Genomic DNA, 26848 nt, shown 5'->3' with positions numbered 1-26848 from the left:
CGCCGTATCGGGGCCGAGTCGTATTTGTCCGCCCTGCTACCGCAGGTCCAGGAACTCCGCCAAGGGGCGCCCGTTGATCCGGATGTCAGCGCGGGATGCGCCCGTCGCGGCGATGGCGGTCTGGGTGAGCTGGGCGTCGATCCGGGGGCTGTCGCACACGCCGCCCTGACGCAGTTCGCCGCGGAAGTCGACAACGGCCGTGGCGCCGTCCAACCGGCCCGAAACGTACGTCAGGGCCGAGGCGGCAAGGGCGCTGTACAGACCCGAGCCGGCCGGGACGGCGTCCGGGGCCAGCAGCCGGGTCATCACGGTCTCCACGGGGTCCGGCGAGGCGGCCGAGGTGCCCGTGGATGCCTGCCCGGGCTGTCCGGGAACGGAGTGCACGGCGACCAGGCTGTCATTGCAGCCGAAGCGGGCGCCGCGTCGGCCGCCGTCGTCGATTGCCACGAGGTAGATGGCCGGGCCGGTGAGCACCGTGAGATCTTCCGGCGCGCCCGTGCGGGAGCCCGGTGACGCGCCTGCCGTCGCCGTCGGTGTCGCTCCGGTGGAAGGCGCCACGGGAGGGACGCCGGGCGAAACCGCAGCCGGCGGCGTGGCCGGGATGGTGTGGCCGCCTGCGCCGGGGGAGGTGGCCCCCGGCGCGGCGGGCTCAGCTGCCGGTGGGGCCGCGGACGACGTCGCTGGAACCGATCCGGCGGGCAGCGCAGGGGGCGCGGTGACCGCGGGACTGCTTGCCGTGATGGCCGCCGGTAGGGTCGGCCCGGGTGCCAGGCTCGCGGGATACGCGCAGCCGCCGAGCCCGAAAACCAGGCCGCACGCGAGCAGCGAACCGAAGGCCAGGCCGCCGCGCGGCGGGGCGCCCGCCGTCGAGCGTCCGAATCCGCGCATGCCCACCATGACAGCCTCCGAGCTATCCGGCGGCCCCGTGCGCACTGCCCACGTTGCCGCCTCCTGCTTCAACCGTAAGTCCGGTGAATTCGCCGCGAAATGCCGCCGGGGTGACGGTTCGGCATCAGCTCCGTCACGGATTGGTAGCGTGCCGAACGAGACGCAAAAGGCCCCGTCCGGCCCGGAAATCCGGGCGGAACGGGGCCTGGGCTAAGACCTCAGGAAGGGTCAGGCGGCGGCCTCTTCTGCGACTGCGGTCAGCGGCTCGAAGATGCCCTTGATCTGGTCGACGACCTCGGCGTCGTCCTTCGGGTGCAGCTCGGCGAAACGGATCATGGAACCCGGGACGGCCAGCTTGACGTCCTCCAGCACCTTGGCGCCGGCGATGCCGACGGCCTTGCGGGCTTCGTCCTGTGCCCAGACTCCGCCGTACTGGCCGAAGGCGGTTCCGACGACGGCGGTCGGCTTACCGGCGAGGGCGCCGGCGCCGAAGGGGCGGGACAGCCAGTCGATGGCGTTCTTGAGCGAGGCGGGCATGGTGCCGTTGTGCTCCGGGGTGACCAGCAGCAGGGCGTCGGCACCTGCAGCGGCGGCGCGCAGGGCGGCGGCTTCAGCGGGAACCTGGCCTTCGACGTCGATGTCTTCGTTGTAGAACGGGATGGTGCCGAGGGAGCCGTAGACCTGCACGTCGACGCCTTCCGGGGCGTTCAGGGCGATGGCTTCGGCGAGCTTGCGGTTGTGGGAGTCGGCGCGAAGGCTGCCAACCAGTGCGAGAACGGTGTTCGTGGTCATGGGAAACTCCTTGCTTCTGTCCGCGGCCGGAGCCGTCGGGCGCTTGATCTGAGGCTGGATGCCTGCCTTTCACCTAGCTAAACGGACTGCGGTCCGCTTTGTATTCCCGAGACTAGAATGTTTTTTGTGAGCCTCATCCCAATCCGCCCGGAGGGTTCTTCGGGGCCGCAGCCCGAGCGCAGCGACGCCGCCCGCAACCGCGAGCGTCTCCTGCAGGCTGCCAGGGAGCTTGTTGCCGAACATGGCGTCGACGCCGTCACCATGGACATGCTTGCCTGCCGGGCTGAGGTGGGCAAAGGGACGGTCTTCCGCCGTTTCGGTAACCGTGCGGGCCTGATGATGACCTTGCTGAGCGACGCCGAGGCCGAGTTCCAGCAGCGGTTCATCTTCGGCCCCCCGCCGCTGGGCCCCGGCGCGCCGCCGGTGGAACGCCTCATGGCCTTCGGCGAGGCCCGGATCAGGTACATCGACAAGTACGGGGAGCTCGCCCGGGCTTCGGAGCACTCGCCACACAACCGTCACGCGGCGCCGCCCGCCCTGCTCTGGCACCGCCATATCGAAATGCTGCTGCGTGAGGCCGGTGTTGACCGCGATCCCTGGCTGATGGCGTCGTTCCTGATCGCTACCCTCGACCCCGAGCGGGTGCTCTACGCGCTGCGCAGCCAGGGGATCGAAGTTGCCCGCATCGAGGCCGGCTGGCGCGAATTTGCCGGCCGCCTCCTGGGCTGCCCGCCCGACGCGAAGTGACCGTTTTCCCTTCCTGACGAGCGCCAACGTCCGTGATCCGTTGATAACGATCCGGACACCAGCCGCTTGACTTGGCGCCTTGGCAATTCCTGTGCCTTTCCATGTGATAGCTTCCTCTGGGATGTGATTCGAAGCACATCCTTCGAAGTTAATGTTTCACGATTGGATGCAGATGCTCCGCTATCTGGGCAAACGTGCCCTCATCTACGTGGTGATGATCTTCCTGACCACGTCGGCCGGATACTTCCTGGCAGTGAGCTCGCTCAAGCCCGCGCTGCTGGAACAGGAAAAGATCCCGCGGCCCACCCCCGAGCAGGTGGCCAACTCCTTCCGCCTCCTGGGCCTGGACCCCAACCTGAATCCCTGGGAACGCTACGTCCAGTGGCTCGGCGGCATCCTCACCCGCTGGGACTGGGGCCGCAGCCCCAACGGCGCCTACGTGAACGCCGAATTCGCGGACCGCGTGATGATTTCCACCCGGCTCTTCCTCGCATCGATCATCCTCACGCTCATCATCGGCGTGGCCCTGGGCGTGTATTCGGCGGCCCGGCAGTACAAGTTCCAGGACCGCGCCATCACCTCCTACAGCTACCTGGTGCACATCCTGCCCGCCCCGATCGCCTACTTCCTGGTGCAGTTGGGAGCCATCGGCGTCAACGACGCCGTGGGGGAGCGCATCTTCTTCGTCACCGGCATCTCGACGCCGGGAATCGAGCCCGGCTGGCCGGCGTTCGTCGACCTGGTGGCCCACTACGCCGTGCCCACCTTCGCGATGACCGTGTTCGGCTGGGCGGGGTACCAGATCGCCCAGCGTCAGTACCTGCTGGACAACGTCAACGCCGACTTCGTCCGCACCGCCCGGGCCAAGGGACTCACCCGGAACCATGCCATCACCCGGCACGCCCTGCGGGTGTCCTTCATCCCGGTGGCGCAGAGCATCGCCTTCACCATCCCCGCGATCTTCACCGGCGGTTTCTTCGCCGAAGCCATCTTCGCGTGGCCCGGCGTGGGCCTGTGGAGCATCGACGCGATCGGCAAACAGGACGTCAACGTGGCCACCGCCATGCTGGCCTACGGCTCGGTGATCTTCGCCATCGGCGCCATCCTGGCCGACTTCGCCACCACCCTGGTCGATCCGCGAGTGAGGGCCCAGTAATGACGAACCTTATCGATCCTGTCGCAGAAATCGACGAAGCCCGGGCGGCCGACGTCGTCATCGGTAAAGGCCGCATCATCTTCCGCCGCTTCATGCGGAACAAGACTGCCGTGGCCGGCCTGGCCATCTTCCTGGTGCTGTTCGCTTTCTCCTTGTTCGGTGGTTTCCTCACCACCTGGGACAAGGAAACCATCGATCCCCTCAACATCGGCATGGGCCCCTCGCCCGAGCACCTGCTGGGCACCTCCCAGGCTGGCATCGACCTCCTGGCGCTGGTGGTCGAGGGAACCCGGGTCTCCATCCTCATCGGCCTGATCGTGGGCGGACTGTCCGTGCTCATCTCCGCGGTCTACGGCTGCAGCATGGCGTTCTTCGGCGGCAAGGTGGACTCGGTGATGCTCTTCATCCTCGAAGCGCTCATCATGATGCCCGCCATCCTGGTGGTCGCGGTCGCCACGAGCGGCGGCGGCCAGAGCCTCAAGGAACTGCCGAGCTGGCTGCTGCTGATCGCCGTCCTGCTGTTCTTCAGCTGGATGGGAACCGCCCGGCTGGTCCGCTCGCTGGCCATGTCCCTCATGCAGCGGGACTACGTGAAGGCGGCCAAGTACATGGGCGTGCCGTCCATGCGGATCGTCCGCCGCCACCTGGTCCCGAACATCGGCTCCCTCCTGGTGCTCGACTTCACCCGCGGCATCACCGGCGCCATCCTCGCCGAGGTGGCGTTCTCCTACATCGGCATCGGCATCAAGCTGCCCGACGTCAGCCTCGGCGTGCTGATCGGCGGCGCCACCGGCCAGGTGTCCTCCTTCCCCTGGATGTTCTGGGTGCCGCTGACCGTCATGTTCCTGCTGACCGGCTCGCTGGCCATGATGAACGACGGCCTGCGGGACGCGTTCGATCCCAGCTCCACCTCGATCGGCCGCGCCTCAACAAAGAAGAAGACCAAATGAGCAGCGACATCACCACCCAGCCGTCCGTCGTCGAGCGCCAGCCTGCCGATCGCCTCCGCGACGCCGGACTGTACGCCCCCGGCGACGCGGTCCTCAGCGTCCGGGACCTGAACGTCCGCTTCAACTCGGAGAACGGCGTGGTGCACGCGGTCCGCGGCGTGGACTTCGACCTGATGGCGGGCAAGACCCTGGGCATCGTGGGCGAATCCGGCTCCGGCAAGTCCGTGACCTCCATGGCGATCATGGGCCTGCTGCCGGAAACCGCGGACATCAGCGGATCCGTGCGCTTCAAGGGCAAGGAACTGCTGGGCCTGGGCGACAAAGCCATGTGCAGGCACCGCGGCAGCCACATCGCCATGGTGTTCCAGGACCCGCTGTCCTCGTTGACCCCGGTGTACACGGTGGGCCACCAGATCATCGAGGCGCTCACGGTCCACAACCCGGGTATGAGCAGCCGCGCGAAAGAGGCCCGCGCCGTCGAGCTCCTGGCCATGGTGGGCATCCCCAGCCCGCAGGCCCGGCTGAAGTCCTTCCCGCACGAGTTCTCCGGCGGCATGCGCCAGCGCGTCATGATCGCCATCGCGATCGCCAACGATCCGCGGGTGCTGATCGCGGACGAGCCGACGACGGCCCTCGACGTGACCATCCAGGCCCAGGTCCTGGAAGTGCTGCACGCCGCGCAGGAGGAGACCGGGGCCGCCGTCGTGATGATCACCCACGACCTCGGCGTGGTGGCGGGCATGGCGGACGACATCATGGTGATGTACGCCGGCAAGCCCGTGGAAACCGGCACTGTGGAGGACATCTACTACCGGCCGCGCATGCCCTACACCCTGGGCCTGCTGGGCGCGGTTCCGCGCGTGGACACTTCGCAGAAAAGCTCGCTGGTGCCGATCGAGGGCACCCCGCCCAACCTGATCAACGCCGTCACCGGCTGCTCGTTCGCGGCGCGCTGCCCGCTGGCGAGCGATGAATGCCGCACGGCCGAGCCCGCCCTGCTTGCCGTCGACGGCGGCACCGGCGGCCACCGGGCCGCGTGCATCAAGAGCGGCACGCTCGACGGCGTGGACGCGCACCGCATCTTCCACGCGCCCCCGGTTCCGGTGTCAAAGTTCGACGGCGTCAGCCGGGACGGGCGGGCAACGGTCCTGGAGCTCAAGGACGTGAAGAAGTATTTTCCGTTGCTGAAGGGGTCCCTTTTCAAGCGGCGCATCGGCACGGTCAAGGCCGTGGACGGGCTGAGCTTCGACATCCGCGAGGGCGAATGCCTTTCGATCGTGGGCGAATCGGGCTGCGGCAAGACCACCACCCTGCTGGAAATCATGGAGTTCCATCCGGACCAGGACGGCGAGGTGGTGATCGGCGGCGTCAGCAACAAGGCCGCCACGGACGGCAAGACCAAGCAGGCCATGCGCAAGGAAATGCAGATGGTCTTCCAGGACCCCACCGGCGCCCTGGACCCGCGCTTCACGGTCTACGAGGTCCTGGCAGAGCCGCTGGAGAACCTTGGCATGCCCAAGGACGCCATCCGGAAACGCATCATGGAGCTGATGCGGCTGGTGGGGCTGCAGCCCGACCATGTGAACCGCTTCCCCAACCAGTTCTCCGGCGGCCAGCGCCAGCGCATCGGCATCGCCCGGGCGCTCGCCGTGAACCCGAAGCTGGTGGTGCTTGACGAGCCGGTCTCGGCCCTCGACGTCTCCGTGCAGGCCGGCGTCATCAACCTCCTGGACCAGCTCCGCGCCGAGCTCGGCCTCAGCTACCTCATGGTGGCGCACGATCTGTCCGTGGTGCGGCACATCTCCAACCGGGTGGCCGTGATGTACCTGGGCAAGATCGTGGAAATGGGCGACGTGGACCAGGTCTTCGACAACCCGCGCCACCCCTACACCCGCGCGCTCCTCTCGGCCATCCCGGTCCCGGACCCTGAGCTGGAACGGACCCGCGAGCGGATCATCCTGCAGGGCGACCTGCCCAGCCCGCTGGACGCGCCCCAGGGCTGCAACTTCGCCACGCGCTGCCCCGTCTTCGCCGCCCTCCCGCGGGAGAAGCGGGACAAGTGCCTCACGCTCGAGCCGGCTCTGGCAGCCGAGGAAGCCCAGCAGTTCGCCTGCTTCTTCCCGGACGGCGAGATCGACGCCGACATGCTCGTGGTGCACGCCTGAAGCTTCATCCTCTGCAAACAAGCAAGTACTGAAGGGAACACTATGAAGAAGTACCTGACCCTCAGCGGCGTGGCGATCGCCTCGGCGCTGATGCTGACCGCATGCGGCGGCGGCACGCCGTCGTCCGGTCCGGAATCCCAAAAGGCGCAGTCGGCCGGCGGCGACATCAGCAAGCTCATCAGCATCAACGAGAAGGACCCGAAGGACCTCGAACAGGGCGGCACGCTGACCCTCGCCCTGGGCAACATCGGCCCGGACTTCAACGGCTTCTCCAACGTGGGCAACAGCTCGGACAACACCGCCCTGCACCGCCCGATCGACGGCGCCGGCACCTGGGGCTGCTGGAACTTCGACTACGACGGCACCGCGACGCCGAACAAGGACTTCTGCGAAGAGGTCAAGAGCGAGGTCAAGAACGGCGAGCAGACCGTCACCATCAAGATCAACGAGAAGGCCACCTTCAACGACGGCACCCCGATCGACGTGAAGACCTTCCAGAACACCTGGAAGATGCTCCAGGGCAAGAACAAGGACATCGACATCGTGTCCTCCGGTGCGTACGAATTCGTGGATTCGGTCAAGGCTGGCGCCAATGACAAGGAAGTCATTGTCACCACCACCCAGCCCGTTTACCCGCTTGACGCCCTGTTCACCGGCCTGATCCACCCGAAGGTGAACACCCCGGAGGTGTTCAACACCGGCTTTACCGGCAACATGCACCCCGAGTGGATGGCCGGCCCGTTCAAGGTGGAGAACTACGACGCCGCCGCCAAGACCGTGGTGATCGTTCCCAATGACAAGTGGTGGGGCGCCAAGCCGGTGCTCTCCAAGGTGGTCTTCCGCCAGATGGAGCCCAGCGCCACCATCGCCGCCTTCAAGAACGGTGAAATCGACGCCACCAGCGGCCGCACCCTCACCCGTTACAAGCAGCTCGAAGGCACGAAGGACACCGACATCCGCCGCGGCCAGAGGCTCTTCGCCGGCGGCCTGAACCTGAATGCCAAGCGTTCCTCGCTCACCGACGTCGCCGTCCGCAAGGCCGTGTTCGCCGCCGTCGACCGCGAAGCCATCCGCAAGGTGCGCTTCAACGGCCTGAACTGGGAAGAGGAGAGCTCGGGGTCGATGATGCTGATGCCGTTCTCCAAGAACTACCAGGACAACTACCCGGTCAAGGAAAGCGGCCCGGACGCGGCGAAGAAGATCCTCACCGACGCCGGCTACGCACCGAACAGCAAGGGCGTCATGGAGAAGGACGGCAAGCCCGTGGCCTTCAAGATCACCAACTTCGGTGACGACCCCACCTCGCTGGCCACCACCCAGACCGTGCAGAAGCAGCTCCAGGCTGCGGGCATGGACGTTGGAATCGATCAGAAGGGCGACGCCGAATTCGGCAAGATCATCGGCTCCCGCGAGTTCGACATGACCATCTCCGGCTACACCGTGGGCTCCGACGCCACCGACGCCGTGAAGCAGTACTACGACTTCAAGACCAACGAGAACGGCCTGGGCGACGCCGAGCTGGACGCAGAGATCGCCAAGCTGTCCAGCATCGAGGACAACGGCGAGCGCAACAAGGCCGCCATGGAGGTCGAGAAGAAGCACATGGAGAAGTACTACTCCATGGGTGTGGTGATGAACGGACCGGAGATCCAGTTCGTCCACAAGGGCCTGGCCAACTACGGCCCGTCCCTGTTCAAGAGCCTGTCCAACGTTCCGGACTGGACTACCATCGGCTGGGAAAAGAAGTAACCACTTCCACGCCGTAACTACGAAGGGCCGGTGCCTGCGGAGGATCCCGCGGGTGCCGGCCCTTCAACCTTTGGTGCATGGTCATTGCCGCGCATCCGGAAGGCGACGAGCAGGCCGGAGGCTGCAGTGACAGCGGCGACGGCAACGATGGCGGCGGGGATCCCGTACAGGTCCGCGAGGAGGCCGGACAGGAGGGCCCCGACGGCGAAACCGCCGTCGCGCCAGAGCCGGTAGACGCCGACAGAGCGGGCCCGCCAGGCAGGGTGGGCGACGTCGCCGATGGCGGCGAGCAGCGTCGGGTACACCATCGCCGTCCCCACTCCCAGGAGTACCGCCGAGGCCAGCCACGGCCTGAAGCTGTGCGAGGCTGCAGCGGTGGCGAGTCCCACGGACTGGGTGAGCATGCCGGCGACGATGAGCCACTTCCGCCCCCACCGGTCCGAAGCCGCCCCGGTAAAGAGCTGCCCGGCGCCCCACACGGCTGGATAGGTAGCGGCGAGAATGCCGATTTGACCAAGGTTCAGCCCGGCGCCGGCAAACAGGACCGGAAAGAGGCCCCAGGCGAGGCCGTCGTTGAGGTTGTTCACCATGCCGGCCTGGCTAACCGACGAGAGGGAACGGTCGCGGAAGCTGGTCAGGGTAAAGACCTGCCGGTCCGTGAGCCCGCCGTGTGCGTGCTCGTTGGCATCGACGTGGGCGCGGGCCTCAAGGAGGGAATGGCCGCGGGTTTCGCGCACGGTCACGACGGACAGCCCCAAGCCGAGGCCGATGAAGGCCGCGCCAAGAAGGAACGGGGCTGGCCGGAGGCCGTATTCGGAGGCGAGGTAACCGGTGGCCAGGGCGGTGGCCGCGACGCCCAGGTAGCCTGCCGCCTCGTTCAGGCCCATGGCAAGTCCCCGCCGGGACGGGCCCACGAGGTCCATCTTCATCATCACGGTAGTGGACCACGTCAGTCCCTGGCTGATGCCCAGGAGCACGTTTGCCCCCACGATCCATGCCCAGGCCTGCCCGAAGATGAGCAGGAACGGAACTGGGATCGCTGCCAGCCATCCAGCCACGAGTACCGGCTTGCGGCCGAACCGGTCCGAGAGGGTCCCGGCGAAGTAGTTCATCGCCGCCTTGGACAGACCGAAGGCGAGGATGTACGTCAGGGCGCTGGTGTAGCGGTCGAGGTGAAAGACACCGCCGGCCAGCAGAGGCAGGATGGTCCTTTCCTGGCCGAGGGTGCCGCCGACCAAAGCGTTGACGGCGATGAGCAGGATGAACTGGGCCAGGTTCTGGCGCAGCCCCAGCACCGGCCCCGGTTCCGGGGAGTGCTTGGCTCTTTTGGGTGCGTGATCTCCTCCAGTCCGGGGTGTTCGCGCCGATGGCAACTGGTGCGTTACGCCTTCGCTGGGCTTCTCATGGCCGTGAATGCCAGCACGACTCCGACCAGGAAGATGAGGACGGCGAGGTAGATCAGGCCGAGGTGTCCGAGGGTCGCCAGGCCCCAAGGGTAGTGGGCCGGCAGGGCAACGGCGAGGCCGACGACGGGAACGGCGACGGCCGTGCCGAAGGCCCACCGTTCACCGCGGCGAACGCCGTACCAGGACAGGGCTGCGACGGCCAGTCCGGTGGCCGCGATGAAGCCGCTGACCGCGATGTGCAGGTGGCTGATGTAGTGGTACAGCTGCGGGCTGAAGGCCTCGATCTCATTCTTGCCCTTGTCCACCTGGTCAGGACCGATCCCGAGTTCGAGGAAGGTGTCCGTGAAGTTGAGCACGAAGAAGATCGCGGCATATCCGACGAATCCGAGTCCCGCGACTGCCATGAGCGCGGCACCTGCGCGGAGGCGGGACTGCTGTGTCCGAGGAGTTTGGATGGTGGCCATTGCCACCGCCCCCTTTCTTATTCAAGTAGGTTCTTGAATAAGACTCCTAGTGCCATGCTCTTGTCAAGAGAATTCTTGAATTAACTTTCGCTAGGCCACGACCAGGAGGCCTGTGCCGAACATGACCGCGATGCCCGCCAGGATTCCGCCGGCGGTGAGCGGGGTGATGATCCGGCCGCTGTTGTCTTTGAGCAGCGGCAGCAGTTTCACTGCGACCTGGCCGACGGCGCCGGCTCCGAGTCCGAGCAGGAAAGCGCTCAGGCTGGGCTGGTAGCTGGCGGCACCGAACACCGCTCCGAGCACCGCCGGTGCTCCCGCGATCAGGCCCAGCAGGACCAGGCGAACCATGGAAGGACGGGTCCGGGCCAGCGGCGTGACGATGGCCAGGCCTTCGGTGGTGTTGTGGATCGCGAAGCCCACGATCAGCGAGGCGCCCAGTGCCAGCGACCCGACGGCGTACGCGGATCCGATCGCCAGTCCTTCGCCCAGGTTGTGCAGGCCGATGCCGACGGCGATCAGCAGGGCAAGGCGGTTCGGCGGCAAGGCCGCCGGCCCGTTTCCGTGTTCCCGGCGGCGGCGCATCCAGGCATCTACGGCCTCAAGCGCCAGGTACGCTGCCAGGGCGCCGAGGATCACCACCAACGTCCCGCCGAACGCGTGGTTGTCGGTGACCAGCTCGAAACCCTCCAGCGTTGCATCGAACGTCAGGAAGGCCAGCAATCCGACGGTGACGCCGAGCAGCCCGCGCACCCAGGCAGCCGAGGACCGCCGGATGAACGGCATCCAGAGCATGCCCAGCGCCACGGGAATCACTCCGACGTAGATGCCCAGTAGGCCCATGAGTCCGAAGAAGGAACCGTCCCGTTCCGGACTGGGCGCCGCGGCGTCAATGACGGCGGTGATCTTGCCTCCCACCGAGGTGACAAGGGCGACCTCGTACGGGTCGCCGTCGACCCAGTGGTAGCTGACCGTCAGGGTGCTGGATTGCATCGGCGCCATGGTGGGTGCGGTCTGGGTGAAGGCCGCGTAGTAGTCCGAGACGTTGACCTGGGCTATCGAGACCGGGTCGGGGCCCTCGTTGCGGACGGTGAGCTCGATTTGTCCCGGAGACAGGCGGATGTTTTCGACCGCGACTTCTTCCTTGGGTGGCACCCCTTGGCCCAGGGAGGCAAGGCCGGGTCCGTTCAAGAGTGAGAAGAGGCCCAGCAAGACGGCGATGAGCGTCAAGGGAGCGAGCCCAAGCAGCCAACGGGGCTTCCGCCGTCGCGCTCCTGCCGTGCTGCCGCTGGAGGGGAAACGGGTGGTGGCGGAACGGGTGGTCCGTGGCGTGGGCTGGGTGCGGGTCATTCCGGGCTCACTTCGAAAAAGCCCATCCAGCCCAGCTCGGCGAACTCGGTCTTGTGGGCGTGGAACATGTACTTGCCCGGGTAGGGGAAGCGTATTTCCACCACCCCGCGCTGCCCCTGCACCTGTGAGATCGTGTCCGTGTACTCGCTGGGGGTCAGCATGGTTCCGGTCGGGTAGTAGTGGAAGAAGTTCCCGTGCACGTGGAAGGAGTTGATGGGGTCGTACTCCAGGACGTTGATCAGGTGGATCCGCACGAGTGCGTTCTGCTTGACCTGCACCGGGTGGTCCATGAAATGGAACGGCAGCCCGTTCACGGAGTAGAACTCGTTGTCGTCCCCGCCGTCGGTGTTGTAGCCGTTCATCACCATGACCATTTCGTCATCCGCCTTCGGCCGGCCGGCCTTGGGCTCGATGATGAAGCCGCCGTAGAGGCCCTTGGCAATGTGCGGGGCCAGCGGCGACTGGTGGCAGTGATACAGGTGGGTGCCGAACGGGGTCGCGTCGAATTCATAGGTGAAGCGCTGCCCCGGCTCGATGGACCCCGCTCCGATTCCGGGCGTGCCGTCCATGGAAGCGCGGTGGATTCCGTGGAAGTGCATGGTGTGCGGATGCGCCCCTGCGTTGGTGAAATTGATCCGCAGCGCATCCCCCTCCCGCGCCCACAGCGTCGGCCCCGGGATCCTGCCGTTGTACGACCAGCCGGGGAACATCACCCCAGGGGCGATTTCGAACTCCTTGTCGACTGCGACGATGTCCCATTCCCGCAGCGTCCGGCCATCGGGCAGCAGCCGGGTCTTGCCCTTGTCGAAATCCCGCAGGATCGCGGTCGGGTCAATGCCTGCCCTATCCGCAGGAACCGGGCCCCCGGCGAACCCCGCATGGCCGGCATGATCCACCGCCATGCCGCGTGGCTCCGCTTGACGGCCGCCCTGGCCGTCAAGCGGAGCGGCGGGCTCACCGTTGTGCCCAGAATGCGTACCCGACCCGTCCGCGGCGGCTGTGGCCAGCACCGAGAACGTCGGCACCACAGCAAGCGCAGCTCCGGACAACATCGCACGCCGGCTGGGCATCTTCGTGGTCGCCGGATTCAGGGCCTCCACCGCATCCTCCATGTGTCTAACATGTTTGTTTGGCTAGTCTAACATTTATGATCGGGGGATATGATGGCCTTATGCCAGTCTCAGACCTGACCACATCCGCCCAGGACTACCTCAAGCTCATCTGGTCAGCCACGGAATGGTCCTCCGAACCCATCACCATCGGAGCCATGGCCGAACGCCTCGGAGTGACCCCGTCCACCGTCTCGGACGGAATCCGGAAACTGGCCAAACAGGGACTGGTCGAGCACGCCCCCTACAGAAGCATCGAACTCACGCCCACCGGACGCGAACACGCCGTCACAATGGTCCGCCGGCACCGGCTGCTGGAAACCTTCCTCGTCGAAACCCTCAACTACCGGTGGGACGAAGTGCATGACGAAGCCGAAGTGCTCGAGCACGCCGTCTCCGACACTTTGATCGACAAGATCGACACCCTGCTCGGCCACCCCACCCGGGACCCGCACGGCGACCCGATCCCTGCCGCCGACGGCACACCCCACCGACCGGCTGCCGGACCCCTCGCGGCCACCGAGCCAGGCACGAACGTCACCATCACCAGGATCTCCGATGCAAACCCGGACATGCTGCGCTACTTCGCCGAGCTCGGACTCAAACCCGACACCCGGCTGACCGTGCTGGGCCAACGCCCCTACGCCGACCTCACCAACATCAGGATCGAGGAAAACGGCCACGAAATAGACCTGGGATCCGCGGCGGCCGAAGCCATCTGGGTTGTTGCGGCCTGAGCGGTAGCCTTGGCAGCATGACGCCAGCTACCAGCACCCCCATCCGCGCCGCCGTCGCCGGCTACGGCCTCTCCGGCAGCGTCTTCCACGCACCGTTCCTCGCCGCGGACCCCGCGTACTCGCTGGACGTGATCGCCACCTCCGACGCCGGGCGCCGCCGGGCGGCAACGGAGCGCTATCCGGGGGTCCGGCTCGTGGACCGGCCGGAGGACATCCTCGCGCTCGCCGGGGAGCTGGACCTGATCGTCCTCGGGACGCCGCCGGCAAGCCACTACCCGCTGGCGAAAGCGGCGCTGGAAGCCGGCTTCGACGTCGTCGTGGACAAACCGTTCACCGTGCACAGCGCGCAGGCGCGGGAACTGATCGACCTGTCGGCGCGGCTTGGCCGCGTCCTCACCGTCTACCAGAACCGCCGCTGGGACGGCGACGCGCTCACCGTGAAGAAGCTGCTCGACGCCGGCGTGCTGGGTGAGGTGCTGCGGTTCGAAAGTTCCATGGAGCGCTGGGCGCCGGAGATCAGCAAGGCGTGGAAGGTCGGCGCCGGCGTGGACGAGGGCGGCGGGGTGCTTTACGACCTCGGCACCCACGTGCTGGACCTCGCCCTGAAACTGCTGGGACCCGCGACGGTCAGCTACGCGGAAATCACCGCGCGCCGCGTCCAGGAACGCGCCGACGACGACATCTTCCTGGCCCTCCGCCACGACTCAGGCGTCATCAGCCACCACGCCCTGAACCTGAGCAGCCGCCTGCACGGCCCGCGCTTCCGGATCCTGGGCAGCGACGCCGGCTTCGTCAAGTTCGGCGCCGACCCGCAGGAACCCTTCATCCTCTCCGGCGGGCTGCCCACGGACCCGGGCTACGGCCTGGATCGACAGGAAAACTACGGCATCCTGGAGCGCGACGGAGTGCGCACGCCCGTGCCCACCGAGCGCGGCGCCTACCAGGAGTTCTACCGGATCCTCGCGGATAAAATCGCCGACGGCGGAGCCTCCTCCGCGCTGCCGCTCCCGGTGGATCCGGAGGACTCGGCCGCGGTGCTGGAGCTGATCGAACAGGCACGGACGATCGCCGCCTGAGAATTCTTCCGTGAACGAGTAACTTTTCCGGAACCGACGTCGATGTAAAAGGCGTGCGGGCAACGCCCCGCACCACTGACCACCGGCAGCCGACCGTTGCTGCCGTGCCAAAGCCAGACATCTGTCGGAGGATTCCATGTCCATGTTCACTGTCCTTGCCACCAGCAAAGTCGCAGCCGGCCTGCTCGCCGCCGGAGCCGTCACCGTGGGCGGTTCCGGTGCTGCCGCATTCGCCGGGGTGCTTCCTGCCGATCTCCAGCAGAAGGCCCACGAACTGATCGGCGCACCCGCTCCGGCCGTCCAGGACCTCGCCGCGGAAGCCGCTGCCGCGAAGGCGAAGGCTGCCGCCGCTGCCGCCGACGCCCAGGCTAAGGCTGCCGACGCGGCAGATGAGGCGCAAGCCAAGGCGTCCGACGCCGTCAACGACGCGCAGGCAAAGATCGAGGACGCCGTCGAGGCCGCGAAGGCCAAGGCCGCCGGCGTCGCCCTGCCCGAATCCTTCGGCCTCTGCAGGGCGCTGCTCAGCGGCGGGCTGAACGCTGACGCCAAGATTCCGGGCTACCAGTCCCTGGTGGTCGCCGCCGGCGGCGAAGGCAACGTTGGAACCCATTGCGAGCACCTCGTGGCGGGTGTCGAAGCCGAATTCGCCGCCCGCGGTGCGGCCGACGCCGAGGCCAACGCTGGTGCTAACGCCGGGGAGAACGCAGCCCTTCCGGCAGTGCCGGCCACCCCGGCCGTTCCCGCGGCTCCGGCCGTACCGGCAACGCCCGCCGTGCCTGCCGTCCCGGGCGCCCCGGCCGAGCTGCCCGGCCAGGTCGATGGACCCGTCGATTCCGTCCGTCCCTAGCCCCGCGGCTAGGCTTTAACGACGCGGGGCTCCCTGTTTTCGGGCAGGGAGCCCCGCCACGCAACGGACGACGGCGCCGTTCCTCCGCATCATCGGTAGGGGCAGGGGCGCCGCGTGGGATGGAGGGCCGCGGGTGCTGGACCCCTTGGCTGAGGAATATGTGCAGACGGACGCGGAAGACCCCGCGCTGCTCTTCACGGCTGCCTACAACAGCTTTTCCGGCCAGGTCCTCGGATACCTGCGCGCCCGCGGCGTCCACGATCCCGAGGCTGTCACCCAGGACGTCTTCCTGGCGCTTTATCCGAAAATCCCGTCCCTCCAAGGGGGACTCCAGGGCGCCAAGTCCCTGCTCTTTTCGATCGCGCACGCCCGACTGGTGGACCATTACCGGAAGCGGGAACGCGAACCTGCCTTCAGCCCTTTCGACCCCGGGCAGGACGAGCGCCGCACACCGTCGGCCGAGGCCCAGGCGTTCGGTCACGGCGGCGGGCTCGGCGTGACCGAACTCCTCGACGGGCTCAGGGACGACTACCGCGAGGTGCTGGCATTGCGGGTCGTGGCCGACCTCTCCCTGGAAGAAACGGCCACCATCATGGGCAAGACACAAGGAGCCGTGAAACAACTGCAGCGCAGGGCCTTGCTCGCACTCCGGGAGTGCGCGCAGCAAAGGAATGGCACATCATGAGCGAACACCGCGCCGACGGCGGCGCCGCGGGCATCAACCGCCTGCTGGCCGAAGCCGGCCTGGAGGATTCCGCGGACATCCGGGACGGACTGCTGGAACTCCGCGCCCTGGCTGACGTCCGCCCTGAGCCGTCCAACGCCCTCCGCGCTTTGATGGCGTCCGGCGCCGCTTCGCCGGCCGCCCCTGAGGCCGGCGGCCCGGCGCCTGCCTCCGTTGACGAGCTGGCCGCGCGCCGGAGGAAGCGCCGGCTGGCGGTGACCGCCGTCGCCGTCGCCGCGTCCCTTGCCGCCGGGGCAACGGCTGCGGCAGCGTCCGACGGCGGCATCCCGGGCGCCTTGGGCCAGCTGGGGTCCGCGGTGGGCACTGTTGTCTCGAAGCTGGTCCCGGCGCCGCCCGCCGTGCCGCCGGCGCATCCGATCGACCCGGCAACGCCGGTAGTCCCGGTGCCTTCCAACACGGCACCTTCACCCATGCCATCTGTAACCGTCACGCCCGGAACCGGAGAACCGGCCCCGCTGGCTCCGAAGCCCCCGGTCGCTCCGGAGCTGCCGCGCCCGGAGCTGCCCGACGTTCCATTGGACCGGAGGGTCGAACCACCCGTTATGGTGCCCTCTGTTCCTGCGCCGGTCCCGTCGCCATCCCTGCCGGAGGTTCCCGCCAAGCGGTGAGGGTTGTGCGGGACAAACTTAGGCGGAGACGAGCTCGTGCCAGTCAGCCACCAACGGCAGGCCGTGGGCCTCGGACACCGAGTGGTGTGCCACGTGGCCGGCGGCGATGTTGAGGCCGGCGGCCAGGGCGGGGTCGCGGTCGAAGGCGGCCTTGACGCCCAGGTTGGCCAGGGCCACGGCGTAGCGCAGGGTGACGTTGGTCAGCGCGTAGGTGGAGGTGTTGGGCACGGCGCCGGGCATGTTGGCGACGCAGTAGAAGATGGAGTTGTGCACCTTGTAGGTGGGTTCCTGGTGCGTGGTGGGGTGGGTGTCGGCGAAGCAGCCGCCCTGGTCCACGGCGATGTCCACCAGCACGGAGCCCGGCTTCATGCGGGAGACCAGTTCGTTGGAGACCAGCTTCGGGGCCTTGGCGCCCGGGATCAGCACGGAGCCGATCACCAGGTCGGCGTCCACCACGGCCTTCTCGATCTCATAGGCGTTGGAGGCCACGGTCTTCAGCCGGCCCTGGTACTGGGCGTCCAGTTCGCGCAGGCGGTTGATGTTGATGTCCATGATGGTCACGTCGGCGCCGAGGCCCAGGGCCATTGCGGCGGCGTTGGTGCCGGCCACGCCCGCACCCAGCACCACGACCTTGGCCGGGCGGACACCCGGGACGCCGCCCAGCAGCACGCCCTTGCCGCCGGCCGGAGCCATGAGCGAGTTGGCGCCTACCTGCACGGACAGGCGGCCGGCGACCTCGGACATCGGGGCCAGCAGCGGCAGTGCGCGGCCGTCCTGCACGGTCTCGTAGGCGATGGCGGTGACGCCGGAGTTGATGAGCTCCTGGGTGAGCTCGGGCTCGGCAGCCAGGTGCAGGTAGGTGAAGAGGATCAGGCCCTTGCGGAAGCGGTGGTATTCAGCGGCAATGGGTTCCTTGACCTTCATGACCATGTCGGCGCGGGCCCACACGTCATCGGCTTCGGCCACGATTTCTGCGCCGGCGATCGAGTATTCCTCGTCGGTGATGCCTGAGCCCAGGCCTGCGCCGCGCTCCACCAGCACGGTGTGGCCGTGGGTGCGGAACTCGTGAACTCCGGCCGCAGTGATGGCTACACGGAATTCGTTGTTCTTGATCTCTTTGGGGACGCCGATGATCATTTTTGGGCTCCATTGTCGAAAGGCTTACTGGGCCTTTGTGCGGTGGGGGACTGTGATTCCAGAATAGATCCGCTTGTGAGCCACCAGACAGGAAAGTGCACGACGGCGGGACGCGACTTCCGCATGATTCCGCGGTTTTTGCGATTTTCGGCTCGACATATGTCGAGGTGGCGAGCGGCAGGTGTCGCCTGATGTTGGGTAGTTGGGGAGGGCGCACCTCCGAGGTGCGCGCTAGGCCGTCACCTCGGGGAGCGCCGACGGCGTCGGACCGATCCCTGGCGCCGTTGGTAGCAACGCTGCGAGCTCGTGGAGCAAGGGATCGGCACTTCCCCGCCCGACTGCACCGACAGCTATGTCAATGACGGTCTGGTCGTTGATAAAGAACCGGTCCAAACCATATCTAAGGTCACCCGCTACAAGGGGTATCTGCTCGGAGAGTATGAAGTCGGAATCAACTTCAAAGATGGTGGTCATGGCGCTTCGAACGATCAGCGGTTCTTGTAAGTATCCCGACGGTTGCCGACAGCGACGACCAGGACAATGAGAACGTCGTCATGGACTTCATAGATGATCCTGTAATCCCCGGTTCGTACGCGCCATTCGCCCTCGCCTCCGACAAGCTTCTTGGCTCCGGGCGGGCGCGGATTATCAGACAGTAATTCGATCGCTGCGGCCACCCGCTGCCGGGCCTGCGGGTCGAGCTTGCGCAGCTGCCGCAGCGCAGCGTGGTCAACCTGGACCTTGTAGGTCACAGCAGGCCCAGGTCGGCCTTGACCTCATCCCAGGGAATCGGCTCCGCGCCGGCAGTGCGTTCAACTCGGGCGGCCTGGGCCGAGCGCAGATCGTCCAGGTCTTCGGCTGCCTGCAGCAGGCGGTCCAGATCTTCGGCGTCGATCACTGCTGCCAGGCGCTTGCCATGCTTGGTTAGCCACACCGGATCGTGCTGCATCCGGGCAGCATCTACTGCCTCGGCCAGGTGCGTGCGCGCGGCAGTCAACGACATCTCACTCATGGGTCAATTCTATGCGCGAGTCTCAAAATGTACAGAATCGCGATTTTGTATATTTTGCCGATAATGCACTTCCCTCAAGCTGAGCACTGCTCGGCAAGGGTTGCAGCGAGGCGCCTGGAGAAAGTCGAACCGCACGGCACTCGATGGAACGAATGTTTCAAGCATGCTTCGTCATGTGATGTTTGTGCCACACGACTGAAATCCGGCTTCCCTAGGGTGGGCAACCATGACCCTCAATGCCTCTTCCCCCGTCGCCCACACGGCGGCCCCCGCCACCGGCACCAAGGCCCCGCCGTCGAAGCCGTTCTACCGGTCCCTCTTCCTGCAGATCCTGATCGCCGTCGTGGCCGGCGTGCTGATCGGCCACTTCTGGCCGGAGCTCGGCGCGGCGCTGCGGCCCCTCGGCGACGGCTTCATCCAGCTCATCAAGATGATCATCGCCCCGCTGATCTTCCTGGTGATCGTCACCGGAATCGCCGCGGTGGGCGACGTCAAGGCCGTGGGGCGGGTGGGCGTCAAGGCGCTGGCCTACTTCACCGCGGCTACGCTGTTCGCCCTGGCTTTCGGGCTGTTGGTGGGCAACCTGGTGCAGCCCGGCGCCGGGCTCAACATCGATCCGAACTCGCTCAGCCAGGACGCGCTGAACGCCAAGACCGGCACCGCCCCGCCAAAGGACGCGGGACAGTTCCTGCTCGGCATCATCCCCGCCAGCGTGGTGGGCGCCTTCGCGAACAACAGCCTGCTCCAGGTGCTGTGCTTTTCGGTGTTTTTCGGCGCCGCCGTGGTGGTGATCGGCAAGGAACGGTGTGCTCCGGTGCTGACCCTGATGGAAACAGTCCTCGAGATCTTCTTCAGGATCATGAGCTGGGTCATGAGGGTGGCACCCATCGGCGCGTTCGGCGCCATGGCGTTCATTATCGGCCAGTACGGGCTCGACTCCCTGGGCACCTACGCGGTGCTGATCGCCGCCTGCTACGGCGCCGCCGTCGTGTTCATCGCGCTGCTGTTCCTGGTTGCCTGGGGCGTGGCCCGCGTGCCGTTGTGGCAGTTCATGAAGTACACCCGCGAAGAGTTCCTGCTCGCGCTGGGCACCGCATCCACCGAATCGGTGATGCCGCGGATCATGGCCAAGCTGGCCAACGCCGGCTGCCCGCGCAGCACCACCGGCCTGGTCATCCCCACCGGCTACTCCTTCAACCTCGACGGCGCCGCGATCTACCTCTCGATCTCGCTGCTGTTCCTGGCCCAGGCCTTCGGACACCAGCTCGACCTCGGCCAGCAGCTCGTGGCCCTGGGCATCCTCATGCTCACGTCCAAGGGCATGGCCGGCGTCCCCGGTTCGGCGTTCCTCGCCCTCTCTGCGACGGCCGGTGCCCTGGGTATCTTCCCGGTGGCAGGCGTCGCGCTCCTGCTGGGCGCCGACCGCCTGATGGATTCCATGCGCGTGGTGGTCAACCTGCTGGGCAACTGCGTGGCCACCTTCGTGGTGGCAAAGTGGGAGGGCCGCTTCGACCGAGAAGCGATGCTGCGTGCTTTCCGCGGAGAGGAAGCGGAGCTTTCCCGGCAGTAGTCTTGCAGCATGCAGCAGGACGTCGAACAGCTTGTCGAGGAAGTGGCGCTCAAGCTCGGCCGGGGCCTGTCCCTGGAAGACCTCGACGGCGTGCTGCTTGCGTACAGTTCCAACCAATCCCACGCCGACCGCGTCCGCGTGAACTTCCTGCTCAGCAAGAAGGTCCCGGCGGACGTCAGCGCCTGGCAGCTCTCCCACGGGATCGCGACGGCGGTACGCCCCGTGGTGGTCCCGGCCAACGATGAGCTCGGCATGCTCGGCCGGGTGTGCGTTCCGCTACTGGTGCGCGGATTCCGGGTGGGGTACCTGTGGGTGCAGCAGGACGTCGAGGAGCAAAGCGCGACGGCGATCCTCGCCCAGCTGCCCGGCGTGCGGAACGAACTGGACCTGCTGGCCGGGCTGCTGCTGGAATCCAACACCGCCGAATCCGAGTTCCGGCGCCGCCGGGAACGGGAGTTCCTGGCCGCCTGCGAGGGCGAATCGAACGCGCTCGCCGCGGTGGCCGGCTGGAAGGAAATCCAGGGCAAAGCCCCATGGCAGCTCGTGGTGGTGCTCGACGCCGGAGGAGGCGACGGCGTCGGCGATCCCCTCGCGGCGACCCTCATCCACCGCTCGGCCGCGCTGCAGTCCACCATCGGCGTCGACTCCGTGCTGTTCAGTGCCGGAACCGAAACGCACGCCGTGATGCTGTTCCGGGAAACGGCCGGGCGCGCCATCCACGCCCAGGTGCTGGTGCACTACCAGCTGGAACTGGCCAAGCGCGCCGGCCGGGGCGTCGAACGGCTCATACTGGGCATCAGCGAACCGCTGCCGGTGATCCGCGGCCTGGGCCCCGCCTACCGGCAGGCCAAGCTCGCAGCGCAGGCCGCAACCGTCGACCCCCGCCTCGGCGAGCTGGTGGACAGCCGCGCCGTCGGCGTTTACCAGCTTTTCGACCGCCTGACGGCGCCTGGCGGCTGGGACGACCACGGTTCAGTGCATTTCAGCACCTTGGAGGCCGCGGACCGCAACGGGGAACTGCTGCCGGTGCTCGAGCTGCTGTACGACAGCGACGGCTCCGTGCAGGAAGTCGCGAAGGAACTGCATCTGCACCGCAGCAGCATCTACAACCGGCTGGCGCGGATCCGTCAGCTGATTGGCGTCGACCCGCTTAGCGGGGGAGTGCGGCTGGAACTGCACGCTGCGCTCAAAGCCAGGCGATGGGCGGCGCGGCCGCGGATCTGACGCTCAGCTGTCGGCGGGGTCGCGGAGCGGGAGTTCACCGGAGTCGGGCTGGGCGGTGCGGCGCCGGGCGAGCCTGTTGTCCACCCAGAACGCGACCGCAACGAAGGCCACGCAGGCGAACATGAAAGTGGCCACGAAATTCAGGCCCATGAGCGATCCCAAGGGGGCGGCAACGGCCATCGCGGCCAGGCCCGCCAAGATATGCCACCCCTTGAAATTTCGCACGGATTAAGGGTATCGCCGGGGGTGCAATCCAAGGCCCGCTTCGCATGGATTGTTGCTTGATCCTTATCACGCCGTCATGTGCGTCGCGGCGGGCGTCATTCTTGCCCGGCAGGCTCCCCTGCTGCGGAGTCGGCCGGATCGGCGGCCTTCTTCTGGGCTTTCTGGGTTTCGAGCCACGCCATGATGTCGCTCAGCCGGATGCGCCGGTGCGAGCCACGGTACTCCACGGGGATTTCGCCCCGGTCGGTCATATTCCGCAGGTACGTGTGCGAGATGCCCGCGAGCTCGGCGGCCTGGGAGGTGGTGAGCATTTCCTCGACGCTGCTGACGCTCACCGCTTCGCCGCGGCCGAGCCTCTGGAGCATGTCGACGACGGCGTCCCTCGCCGTCGCGGGGAGGCGGTGGACGGTGCCGTCCACGAACACCGTGATGTCGTTGCTGTCCTGGAGCGAGCGGGCCAGGCTCCGGGCGTCCTCGGCAGGCAGGCCGGGAGTGATGCGGGGTGCTCTCAATGCCATGGGACCAGCGTAGTGCCGCGGGGGCCCGGACTAAGCGCGGCAGCGGGACGGTTGCGGCGCGGGTACGCCGGTGGCCTGTGTTCCCGGGTCGCGGGAGAGCTGCGGAGTCGCTGGAACCTTCCGGCGACCCGGCAGTGTTCCGGCGAATTCAGCGGGAACCTCCGGCCACCGTAGCCTAACGGCGGGGACCGCCTGATCGGAGGAGTCGCCTTCGGAGTGCCTGGTGGAAACCCGGCCGAAACTCCTCGTTGACACCTCCGACTAACGCGCGTAACCTAAATCACACCTTCCAAGGTAACGCGCGTTACCAGCGCAGCTTGGAACAGCAAGCAACGCAGCAACCCAGAGCAAGCAGCAGGCATTGTTCGACGAAGAGCAAGTGGAGCATTCAATGGCGAGAAGCACCGCCGAGGGCAAGGCCGCTACGGCCCCCAAAGCCAGTGGCGAGGCCGCGAACGCGGCCGGCACCGCCGCAGCCAAGGCCGCCAAGGCCCGGCAGCGCGGGGTCACCATGACCGACGTCGCGCAGCGCGCCGGTGTTTCCCGCACCACCGTTTCGTTCGTCCTGAGCAACCGCGCGGATGCCGGCATCTCCGAGGAAACCAAGATCCGCATCGCCGAGGCCGTCCAGGAACTGGGCTACCGGCCCAACGCCGGGGCCCGCGCCCTGGCCTCCCAGCGCAGCGACTGGTACGGGATCGTCACGGAGATCGTCACGGCTCCGTTCGCCGTCGACATCATCAAAGGTGCCCAGGACCAGGCCTGGCTGGACCGCCGCTTCCTGCTCATCGCGCCCTCCGACCAGGCCGATGCGCACGGACCCAACCAGGGCATGGAAGACGCCGCCATCGAAAAGCTGCTGGAACAGCGCGTCGAGGGGCTGCTGTACGCGGCCACCTACCACCGCGGCGTGCACGTTCCGGAAAGCGCCAGCGAGGTTCCCACTGTGCTGATCAACTGCTTCGACGCCGACGGCAAACTGCCCTCGATCGTCCCGGACGAACGCACCGGGGGACGGGTCGCCGTCGAACGCTTGCTCCAGGCCGGACACACCCGGATCGGCATCATCAACCTGGACCCGGACATTCCCGCCGCGATCGGGCGTTTGGAGGGTGCCCGCGAAGCACTCGCCGCCGCCGGGCTGGAACTGGACCCGGAACTTGTCGTCTCGGGACACGCGACGGCGGACGGCGGCTATGCGGCCGCCTGCACGATTCTTGACCGGTATCCGGAAGGGGAGGGCCAGCCGACGGCCCTGTTCTGCCTCAACGACCGGATGGCGATGGGCGCCTACGACGCCATCAAGGAACGGGGCCTGACCATCCCCGGAGACATCGCCGTGATCGGCTTCGACAACCAGGAATTGATTGCGGCCTACCTCAGGCCCAAGCTCACCACGGTTGCGTTGCCCTTCGAAGAAATGGGGGCCCTGGGAGTCCGGACGCTCGCAGCCCTCACAGCAGGACAGCCGATCGCTGCCGACCAGCAGCTGGTCGACTGTCCGCTGCTTGAACGTTCTTCAGTCTGACCGCGAAATCACCACTGAAGATCTGCCCCAACCCACCTTTCAGCAAGATAGGAATGAGATACCCATCATGACACAATCCCGGTTCCTGAGGTCTGCGCGGATCACCGCCGCCGGCCTGGCAGTGGGGGCGTTGCTCCTCACCGGTTGTTCAGCCACGGCAAACAAGCCGGCCGGCTCCTCCTCATCCTCCGCCAACCAGAACGCCCTGCTCACCATTCCACGCGAAGACATGGGCACGTTCATCCGCAACTTCAACCCGTTCGCCCCCACGGTGAACCCGATGGTGCAGCAGTCCATCTACGAATCCCTGCTGATCTTCAACCCGGCCAAGGGCGACACCACCCCGTGGCTCGCCACCGAATGGAACGTTGCCAAGGACGGCAAGTCCATCACCTTCACCCTGCGCGACGGCGTGAAGTGGTCCGACGGCAAGCCGCTGGTGGCCGAGGACGTCGCCTACACCTTCCAGCTGCAGAAGAAGATCAAGGGCGGCTTCGACTACCTCAAGGCGGTCACCCCCGAAGGAACCAACAAGGTCACCTTCACCTTCAACACGCCCTGGTCACCGGCCCTGTACGACGTCGGACAGCTCACCATCCTGCCGAAGCACATCTGGTCCGCGCTCAAGGATCCGGAGAAGGACACCAACGCCAAGCCCGTCGGCACCGGCCCCTACACCGAGGTGGACAACTTCCAGGCCCAGTCCTTCGTACTGAAGAAGAACCCCAACTACTGGCAGCCGGAGAAGCAGAAGATCGCCGGCATCAAGATGCTCGCCTTCGCCGGAAACGACGGCGCCAACCTCGCCGCCGCGAACGGCGACGTGGACTGGGCCCCGCAGTTCATCCCGAACATCGAAAAGACCTTCGTTTCCAAGGACAAGGAGCACCGCAACTACTGGTTCCCGCCCACGGGCGCCATGATCAACTGGCAGCTGAACACCGCCAAGGCGCCGTTCAACGATCCGAAGGTCCGCAAGGCCCTCAGCATGGCCGTCGACCGTGACCAGGTCACCAAGATCGGCATGAGCGGCTACGCCCAGCCAGCCGACTGCACCGGCCTTTCCGGCAACTACGACAGCTGGAAGAACCCCGCCGTCAAGGACAACTGCACCTGGACCAAGCTCAACGTCGAGGAGGCCAACAAGCTCCTGGACGAGGCCGGCTACGCCAAGGGTGCCGACGGCAAGCGCACCCTGAAGGACGGCAAGCCCTTCGAGTTCAAGATCTCCGTGGGCGCCTCCTCTTCTGACTGGCTGTCCGTGGCCAACGTGATCTCCCAGAACCTGCAGGCCGTGGGCGTCACCGCCAAAGTCGATTCCCCGGACTGGGCCGCCGTGGTGGCCGGCTACGAGCAGGGCACCTTCGACTCCGGCATCGTCTGGAGCGCCAACGACCCCAGCCCGTACAAATACTTCAACACCTCCATGGGCAGCGCCACGGTCAAGCCGGTAGGCACCAAGACCTTCGACAACTACCACCGCTTCGGCGACCCGAAGGCCGATGCCCTCCTGAAGGAATTCGTCGCCGCTGGCGATGAGGCCAAGCAGAAGGACATCGCGTACAAGCTCCAGGAAGAGTACAACGACGTCGCGCCGCTGGTGCCGCTGTTCTCCGGCCCGGAATGGGGCGCCTACAACGACACCCGTTTCACCGGCTGGCCCACCCAGGACAACGCGTACGCCACCCTCTCGGTCCGCGCACCCACCACCGTCCTGGTTCTGACGACGCTGGAACCCCGCAAGTAGCGGTCCCTCCCTGGGCTGCGGGCGCGCTCCCCAAGCCGTCCGCGGCCCAGGGCACCACATCTCTTCTCCGGCCGTGACCCCCCACGGTTCCGGCCACCCGCAATTCCCGAATGGAGGGAAACCGTGCGCTTCATCCTGCGCCGTTTAGGTTTCTACCTGATCGCCTTCTGGGTATCCATCACACTGAACTTCCTGCTCCCGCGCTTCATGCCGGGCGACCCCGTCTCCCGTATGTTCGCCCGCTCCGCCGGCCAGATGCAGCCCGAGCAGATCGAGGCCCTGCGCAAGCTCCTGGGCGTGGACGACCGTCCCATCTGGGAGCAGTACGCCGACTACCTGTACAACATCGTCACCGGCAACATGGGCGTGTCCATCACCCGTTTCCCCACGCCTGTCACCGAGGTCATCGCCTCCCAGATCGGCTGGACCCTCCTGCTTGGCGGGACCGCCCTGGTGATTGCCGCCGTCGTGGGCAACCTGCTGGGCATCCTGGCCGCCTGGCGGCGAGGCGGCGCGATCGACTCGGCCCTGCCGCCCCTGCTGGTCTTCATCGGTTCCTTCCCGTACTTCTGGCTCGCGATGGGGGCGCTGTACCTGTTCGGCGTGATCCTGGGCTGGTCCCCGCTCCGCCACGCGTTCAGCGACGGGCTGGAGCCTGCGTTCACCTGGGAGTTCATCTCCGACGCCGGCGCCCACCTGGTGCTACCGGCCCTGACGATCGTGCTGGTCTCGATCGGCGGCTGGATGCTGGGCATGCGCAACACGATGATCGCCACCAACGCCGAGGACTACATCACCATGGCCGAGGCCAAGGGCCTCAAGCCGGGACGCATCATGTTCCGCTACGCCGCCCGCAACGCCATGCTGCCCTCCGCCACCGCGTTCGGGATGAGCCTGGGCTTCGTGGTGGGCGGTGCGCTGCTGACCGAGGTGGTGTTCGCGTACCCGGGCGTCGGCTACCAGCTGCTGAATGCGGTGCAGGGCCTGGACTACCCGCTCATGCAGGGCCTGTTCCTGACCATCACGGCCGCCGTGCTGCTGGCCAACTTCCTGGTGGACATCCTCTACGTCCGCCTCGACCCGCGCGTGCGCGCCAGCTAG

At 66.8% G+C, this 26848-nt stretch carries 27 protein-coding genes; 15 read left to right on the top strand and 12 right to left on the bottom strand.

The annotated features are described in order from the left end of the window. Positions 1-36 precede the first annotated feature (36 nt). Both D3654_RS04545 and D3654_RS04540 read right to left on the bottom strand, forming a co-directional pair. A complete protein-coding gene (locus tag D3654_RS04545) occupies positions 37-888 on the bottom strand; it encodes a GerMN domain-containing protein (protein WP_120520382.1) in 852 nt (283 codons plus the stop codon). A gap of 228 nt (positions 889-1116) precedes the next feature. Next, complete coding sequence (locus D3654_RS04540) at positions 1117-1680, bottom strand: NAD(P)H-dependent oxidoreductase (protein ID WP_120520330.1); 564 nt, start codon at positions 1678-1680, stop codon at positions 1117-1119. A 126-nt stretch (positions 1681-1806) separates the two neighbouring features. Here D3654_RS04540 and D3654_RS04535 point away from each other — a divergent pair, with 126 nt between their 5' ends. From D3654_RS04535 to D3654_RS04515, 5 genes are all read left to right on the top strand, one after another. Further along, complete coding sequence (locus D3654_RS04535; protein WP_425359391.1) at positions 1807-2427, top strand: TetR/AcrR family transcriptional regulator; 621 nt, start codon at positions 1807-1809, stop codon at positions 2425-2427. A gap of 172 nt (positions 2428-2599) precedes the next feature. Further along, positions 2600-3583 (top strand): ABC transporter permease, encoded by a 984-nt coding sequence (locus D3654_RS04530; protein WP_120520328.1) that lies wholly within the window; start codon positions 2600-2602, stop codon positions 3581-3583. After that, positions 3583-4533: an ABC transporter permease gene (locus D3654_RS04525; protein WP_120520327.1), complete on the top strand. Its 951-nt coding sequence runs from the start codon at positions 3583-3585 to the stop codon at positions 4531-4533. Before D3654_RS04530 ends, D3654_RS04525 begins: the two co-directional genes overlap by 1 nt. Then, entirely contained in the window at positions 4530-6698 is a 2169-nt protein-coding gene (locus D3654_RS04520) for a dipeptide ABC transporter ATP-binding protein (RefSeq protein ID WP_120520326.1), read from the top strand. Before D3654_RS04525 ends, D3654_RS04520 begins: the two co-directional genes overlap by 4 nt. A 42-nt stretch (positions 6699-6740) precedes the next feature. Beyond that, complete coding sequence (locus D3654_RS04515; protein ID WP_120520325.1) at positions 6741-8447, top strand: ABC transporter family substrate-binding protein; 1707 nt, start codon at positions 6741-6743, stop codon at positions 8445-8447. A gap of 17 nt (positions 8448-8464) precedes the next feature. Here D3654_RS04515 and D3654_RS04510 read toward each other — a convergent pair whose 3' ends face one another. The 4 genes from D3654_RS04510 to D3654_RS04495 all read right to left on the bottom strand — a co-directional run bounded on the left by D3654_RS04510 (position 8465) and on the right by D3654_RS04495 (position 12716). Next, positions 8465-9742 (bottom strand): MFS transporter, encoded by a 1278-nt coding sequence (locus D3654_RS04510; RefSeq protein WP_245413085.1) that lies wholly within the window; start codon positions 9740-9742, stop codon positions 8465-8467. 86 nt (positions 9743-9828) lie between these two features. Then, positions 9829-10317 carry a hypothetical protein gene (locus D3654_RS04505; RefSeq protein WP_120520324.1) on the bottom strand — a complete coding sequence of 163 codons (489 nt, stop codon included), beginning with the start codon at positions 10315-10317 and terminating at the stop codon, positions 9829-9831. Positions 10318-10407: 90 nt separating this feature from the next. After that, positions 10408-11664 (bottom strand): ZIP family metal transporter, encoded by a 1257-nt coding sequence (locus tag D3654_RS04500; protein WP_120520323.1) that lies wholly within the window; start codon positions 11662-11664, stop codon positions 10408-10410. After that, on the bottom strand, positions 11661-12716 hold the full coding sequence (locus D3654_RS04495; RefSeq protein WP_120520380.1) for a multicopper oxidase domain-containing protein: 1056 nt from the start codon (positions 12714-12716) through the stop codon (positions 11661-11663). Before D3654_RS04495 ends, D3654_RS04500 begins: the two co-directional genes overlap by 4 nt. A 119-nt stretch (positions 12717-12835) precedes the next feature. Between D3654_RS04495 and D3654_RS04490 the strand changes: the two genes are divergently transcribed. The 5 genes from D3654_RS04490 to D3654_RS04475 all read left to right on the top strand — a co-directional run bounded on the left by D3654_RS04490 (position 12836) and on the right by D3654_RS04475 (position 16786). After that, the gene (locus D3654_RS04490; protein ID WP_120520322.1) at positions 12836-13510 is read left to right on the top strand and encodes a metal-dependent transcriptional regulator; all 675 of its coding nucleotides are present in this window, start codon (positions 12836-12838) and stop codon (positions 13508-13510) included. Positions 13511-13527: 17 nt separating this feature from the next. Then, positions 13528-14586: a Gfo/Idh/MocA family protein gene (locus D3654_RS04485; protein WP_120520321.1), complete on the top strand. Its 1059-nt coding sequence runs from the start codon at positions 13528-13530 to the stop codon at positions 14584-14586. A gap of 142 nt (positions 14587-14728) precedes the next feature. Then, the gene (locus D3654_RS20370) at positions 14729-15433 is read left to right on the top strand and encodes a hypothetical protein (protein ID WP_162943612.1); all 705 of its coding nucleotides are present in this window, start codon (positions 14729-14731) and stop codon (positions 15431-15433) included. A 133-nt stretch (positions 15434-15566) separates the two neighbouring features. Then, positions 15567-16118, top strand: coding sequence for an RNA polymerase sigma factor (locus D3654_RS04480; protein ID WP_120520320.1), 552 nt, complete (start codon positions 15567-15569; stop codon positions 16116-16118). Continuing rightward, complete coding sequence (locus D3654_RS04475) at positions 16115-16786, top strand: hypothetical protein (RefSeq protein ID WP_120520319.1); 672 nt, start codon at positions 16115-16117, stop codon at positions 16784-16786. Before D3654_RS04480 ends, D3654_RS04475 begins: the two co-directional genes overlap by 4 nt. Positions 16787-16804: 18 nt before the next feature. On the opposite strand, the gene ald is transcribed toward D3654_RS04475, so the two are convergent. The 4 genes from ald to D3654_RS04455 form a co-directional block, all read right to left on the bottom strand. After that, positions 16805-17923, bottom strand: a complete 1119-nt coding sequence (ald, locus tag D3654_RS04470) for an alanine dehydrogenase (protein WP_120520318.1) — start codon at positions 17921-17923, stop codon at positions 16805-16807. A 231-nt stretch (positions 17924-18154) separates the two neighbouring features. Then, complete coding sequence (locus D3654_RS04465; RefSeq protein WP_120520317.1) at positions 18155-18397, bottom strand: hypothetical protein; 243 nt, start codon at positions 18395-18397, stop codon at positions 18155-18157. 14 nt (positions 18398-18411) lie between these two features. Then, the gene (locus tag D3654_RS04460) at positions 18412-18675 is read right to left on the bottom strand and encodes a type II toxin-antitoxin system RelE family toxin (protein WP_120520316.1); all 264 of its coding nucleotides are present in this window, start codon (positions 18673-18675) and stop codon (positions 18412-18414) included. Continuing rightward, positions 18672-18935 carry a type II toxin-antitoxin system Phd/YefM family antitoxin gene (locus tag D3654_RS04455; RefSeq protein WP_120520315.1) on the bottom strand — a complete coding sequence of 88 codons (264 nt, stop codon included), beginning with the start codon at positions 18933-18935 and terminating at the stop codon, positions 18672-18674. The genes D3654_RS04460 and D3654_RS04455 overlap by 4 nt, the downstream gene beginning before the upstream one ends. 226 nt (positions 18936-19161) lie before the next feature. Between D3654_RS04455 and D3654_RS04450 the strand changes: the two genes are divergently transcribed. Then, positions 19162-20505 (top strand): cation:dicarboxylate symporter family transporter, encoded by a 1344-nt coding sequence (locus tag D3654_RS04450; protein WP_120520314.1) that lies wholly within the window; start codon positions 19162-19164, stop codon positions 20503-20505. Between the two features lie 9 nt (positions 20506-20514). After that, positions 20515-21729 carry a PucR family transcriptional regulator gene (locus D3654_RS04445; protein ID WP_120520313.1) on the top strand — a complete coding sequence of 405 codons (1215 nt, stop codon included), beginning with the start codon at positions 20515-20517 and terminating at the stop codon, positions 21727-21729. 3 nt (positions 21730-21732) lie between these two features. Here D3654_RS04445 and D3654_RS04440 read toward each other — a convergent pair whose 3' ends face one another. Then, on the bottom strand, positions 21733-21954 hold the full coding sequence (locus D3654_RS04440) for a hypothetical protein (RefSeq protein WP_120520312.1): 222 nt from the start codon (positions 21952-21954) through the stop codon (positions 21733-21735). Positions 21955-22049: 95 nt separating this feature from the next. After that, positions 22050-22472, bottom strand: a complete 423-nt coding sequence (locus tag D3654_RS04435; protein ID WP_120520311.1) for a helix-turn-helix domain-containing protein — start codon at positions 22470-22472, stop codon at positions 22050-22052. Positions 22473-22983: 511 nt separating this feature from the next. Between D3654_RS04435 and D3654_RS04430 the strand changes: the two genes are divergently transcribed. From D3654_RS04430 to D3654_RS04420, 3 genes are all read left to right on the top strand, one after another. Beyond that, positions 22984-24000, top strand: coding sequence for a substrate-binding domain-containing protein (locus D3654_RS04430; RefSeq protein WP_120520379.1), 1017 nt, complete (start codon positions 22984-22986; stop codon positions 23998-24000). A 67-nt stretch (positions 24001-24067) separates the two neighbouring features. After that, the gene (locus D3654_RS04425) at positions 24068-25747 is read left to right on the top strand and encodes an ABC transporter substrate-binding protein (protein WP_120520310.1); all 1680 of its coding nucleotides are present in this window, start codon (positions 24068-24070) and stop codon (positions 25745-25747) included. Between the two features lie 123 nt (positions 25748-25870). Continuing rightward, a complete protein-coding gene (locus D3654_RS04420; protein WP_120520309.1) occupies positions 25871-26848 on the top strand; it encodes an ABC transporter permease in 978 nt (325 codons plus the stop codon).

It is taken from the genome of Arthrobacter celericrescens (genome assembly GCF_003614925.1).
GTDB classification, from domain to species: domain Bacteria; phylum Actinomycetota; class Actinomycetes; order Actinomycetales; family Micrococcaceae; genus Arthrobacter; species Arthrobacter celericrescens.
The sequence above is the reverse complement of the archived record's forward strand: the minus strand, read 5'-3'. Positions and strand labels throughout refer to the sequence as shown.

Coding starts and splice junctions, on each gene's coding strand:
- D3654_RS04545 (WP_120520382.1), bottom strand. CDS start 888: ATGCGCGGATTCGGACGCTCGACGGCGGGCGCCCCGCCGCGCGGCGGC.
- D3654_RS04540 (WP_120520330.1), bottom strand. CDS start 1,680: ATGACCACGAACACCGTTCTCGCACTGGTTGGCAGCCTTCGCGCCGAC.
- D3654_RS04530 (WP_120520328.1), top strand. CDS start 2,600: ATGCTCCGCTATCTGGGCAAACGTGCCCTCATCTACGTGGTGATGATC.
- D3654_RS04525 (WP_120520327.1), top strand. CDS start 3,583: ATGACGAACCTTATCGATCCTGTCGCAGAAATCGACGAAGCCCGGGCG.
- D3654_RS04520 (WP_120520326.1), top strand. CDS start 4,530: ATGAGCAGCGACATCACCACCCAGCCGTCCGTCGTCGAGCGCCAGCCT.
- D3654_RS04515 (WP_120520325.1), top strand. CDS start 6,741: ATGAAGAAGTACCTGACCCTCAGCGGCGTGGCGATCGCCTCGGCGCTG.
- D3654_RS04505 (WP_120520324.1), bottom strand. CDS start 10,317: ATGGCCACCATCCAAACTCCTCGGACACAGCAGTCCCGCCTCCGCGCA.
- D3654_RS04500 (WP_120520323.1), bottom strand. CDS start 11,664: ATGACCCGCACCCAGCCCACGCCACGGACCACCCGTTCCGCCACCACC.
- D3654_RS04495 (WP_120520380.1), bottom strand. CDS start 12,716: ATGTTGTCCGGAGCTGCGCTTGCTGTGGTGCCGACGTTCTCGGTGCTG.
- D3654_RS04490 (WP_120520322.1), top strand. CDS start 12,836: ATGCCAGTCTCAGACCTGACCACATCCGCCCAGGACTACCTCAAGCTC.
- D3654_RS04485 (WP_120520321.1), top strand. CDS start 13,528: ATGACGCCAGCTACCAGCACCCCCATCCGCGCCGCCGTCGCCGGCTAC.
- D3654_RS20370 (WP_162943612.1), top strand. CDS start 14,729: ATGTTCACTGTCCTTGCCACCAGCAAAGTCGCAGCCGGCCTGCTCGCC.
- D3654_RS04475 (WP_120520319.1), top strand. CDS start 16,115: ATGAGCGAACACCGCGCCGACGGCGGCGCCGCGGGCATCAACCGCCTG.
- ald (WP_120520318.1), bottom strand. CDS start 17,923: ATGATCATCGGCGTCCCCAAAGAGATCAAGAACAACGAATTCCGTGTA.
- D3654_RS04465 (WP_120520317.1), bottom strand. CDS start 18,397: ATGACCACCATCTTTGAAGTTGATTCCGACTTCATACTCTCCGAGCAG.
- D3654_RS04455 (WP_120520315.1), bottom strand. CDS start 18,935: ATGAGTGAGATGTCGTTGACTGCCGCGCGCACGCACCTGGCCGAGGCA.
- D3654_RS04450 (WP_120520314.1), top strand. CDS start 19,162: ATGACCCTCAATGCCTCTTCCCCCGTCGCCCACACGGCGGCCCCCGCC.
- D3654_RS04445 (WP_120520313.1), top strand. CDS start 20,515: ATGCAGCAGGACGTCGAACAGCTTGTCGAGGAAGTGGCGCTCAAGCTC.
- D3654_RS04435 (WP_120520311.1), bottom strand. CDS start 22,472: ATGGCATTGAGAGCACCCCGCATCACTCCCGGCCTGCCTGCCGAGGAC.
- D3654_RS04430 (WP_120520379.1), top strand. CDS start 22,984: ATGACCGACGTCGCGCAGCGCGCCGGTGTTTCCCGCACCACCGTTTCG.
- D3654_RS04425 (WP_120520310.1), top strand. CDS start 24,068: ATGACACAATCCCGGTTCCTGAGGTCTGCGCGGATCACCGCCGCCGGC.